The organism is Terrabacter sp. P5_B1, assembly GCF_056400505.1.
The window spans coordinates 1-1,937 of the sequence record NZ_JBFULD010000505.1 but is presented as its reverse complement, the minus strand read 5'-3'; the positions used below and the strand labels follow the sequence as shown (position 1 = coordinate 1,937).

General features: G+C 73.9%; 2 protein-coding genes and 1 pseudogene. 1 reads left to right on the top strand and 2 read right to left on the bottom strand.

What is annotated here, in order from left to right; translation table 11 throughout:
* Nucleotides 1–1,002 (bottom strand): NAD(P)/FAD-dependent oxidoreductase (locus tag AC1DP0_RS21440; protein WP_478088528.1); only part of this gene is annotated, 1,002 nt, incomplete at its 3' end.
* Between the two features lie 108 nt (nt 1,003–1,110).
* Nucleotides 1,111–1,428, bottom strand: coding sequence for a hypothetical protein (locus tag AC1DP0_RS21435; RefSeq protein ID WP_478088526.1), 318 nt, complete (start codon nt 1,426–1,428; stop codon nt 1,111–1,113).
* A gap of 156 nt (nt 1,429–1,584) precedes the next feature.
* Between AC1DP0_RS21435 and AC1DP0_RS21430 the strand changes: the two are divergent.
* Nucleotides 1,585–1,937: pseudogene (locus AC1DP0_RS21430) on the top strand (hypothetical protein); the annotation flags it as partial.

Genomic DNA, 1,937 nt, shown 5'->3' with positions numbered 1-1,937 from the left:
GAGCACGACGCTGCGGGCCTCGATGTCGTCGGCGCCGTCGAGTCGGACGGCGCGCACCGGGCCCCGGGCCTCGAGGGCGACGACGTCCCGGGCCAGCACCATCTCGGCACCGAAGCGCCGGGCCTGGGCGATGGCCCGCTGGGCGAGGTCGGCGCCGGACAGCCCGCGAGGGAAGCCGAGGTAGTTCTCGATGGCGGCGCTCTGACCCGCCTGGCCCCCGGGGGCGTCGTGCTCGACGACGACGGTGCTGAGCCCCTCGGACGCGGCGTAGACCGCGGCGGCGAGGCCGGCCGGGCCACCACCGACGATGCAGAGGTCGTAGAGGTCGCGCTCGGGGCGGGTGCGCAGACCGAGGGCCGTCGCAACCGCCACCGGCGTCGGGGCGCGCAGCGTCTCGCCGTCGGGGACGAGCACGAGCGGGAGGTCCTCCGGCTGGGCGCCGGCGAGGTCGCGCAGCCGGGCGCCCTCCGCATCGCGCTCGACGTCGAGCCAGACGTACGGGACGTGGTTGTTGGCGAGGAACGTCTTGACGAGGTGGCTGGCCTCGGACCATCGGTCCCCCACGACGCGAACGTCGTTCGTCTGCTCGGGGTGCGCGTTGTGCCAGTCGGAGAGCAGGTCGTCGGTCACCGGGTAGAGCCGATCCTCCGGCGGGTCCCAGGGCTTGAGGAGGTAGTGGTCGAGCCCGATGTCGTTGATCGCCGAGATCGCGACGTCGGTGTCGGCGTAGGCCGTGAGGAGCAGCAGCTTCGCGTCGGGCACGTCGGCGCGCACGCGCGCGAGCAGCTCGATGCCGCTCATCCCCGGCATCCGCTGGTCGGAGGCGACGAGCGCCAACGGCTGGCCGCGGAGGACGAGCCGGGCCACGAGGTCGAGCGCCTCGGCACCGGACGAGGCACGCAGGATCCGGTGGTCGGCTCCGTAGCGGGCCCTCAGGTCCCTCGCGATCGCGGCCGAGACCGGCGCGTCGTCGTCCACGGTGATGATCGCCGGTCTCGCCACTCGCTCAGCGTACGAGCGCGACCCCYGGGTCGGGGGCGAGACGGCGGGGTTCACGTCGGCGCGGTGGGCGTGGCAGGGGCAGTGCGCCTCGTCGAGGGGTGGCGCCGGTTACTGGGCACCCTCGAGGTCCGACGTCGTGTCCGGGTCGAGCTCGGCGATGAGCGACTCGAGCTCGGACCGGACGAAGTCGAGGTCCGCCGGGACGTTGGTCAGGAGGAGGTGCCGCCTCGGGTTGTTCGCGACCGAGAGCCCGACACCGAGCCGGGACCGGCCGTGGCGCTCGCGCCAGGCGTGCTCCAGGCGTGGGCCGCCGGTCCAGTCCACCGGCGCGTGGAGCCAGCCCTGCACGTCGACGAGGTCGCCGTCGGGGCTGTGTCGTCGGTTCTTCGGGGGATCGAATCCCTCGAGGGTGATTCGCTCTGCCATACCCCTGACGGTACGGCTCCGGAGGACTGCGGACCAGTAGATCGTCGAGGTCGGCACGCATTCGTGCGAGAACAGACAGGGCCCCTGCCGCGAGAGGTCGGTCCCACCGTCCGGGCCGCCCGGGCGCCGTCGTCCCGTGGTGCGAGGATGGCGGGCGTGAGCTCGCCCGTCGCCGTCACCCCCGCCACGTCCACCCATCTCGTCCGCGTCCCCGTGACGACGGTCTGGTCCAGCCCGGAGAGTCCGCGCACCATCGACGCGCCCGTCGTGGCCGACGACCCGGACGTCGTGGCGTGGCTGGCCGCCCTCGACACGAGGGCCGCCGACGACGAGTCGGGCGACGGCCGTCTCGGCCTGCACGGCCGGGTCGAGACCCAGCTGCTCGAGGGTGAGCCCGTCATCGTCACGGGCACCTCCGGCTCGTGGTCCGCTGTGGTCGCCCCGTGGCAGCTCTCCCCCAAGGACGACCGCGGCTACCCGGGCTGGGTGCCGAGCGCCCACCTCACCCC

What these genes read in the sequence shown, in the direction of transcription:
- AC1DP0_RS21435 (WP_478088526.1), bottom strand. Translation starts at nt 1,428, where the DNA reads ATGGCAGAGCGAATCACCCTCGAGGGATTCGATCCCCCGAAGAACCGA.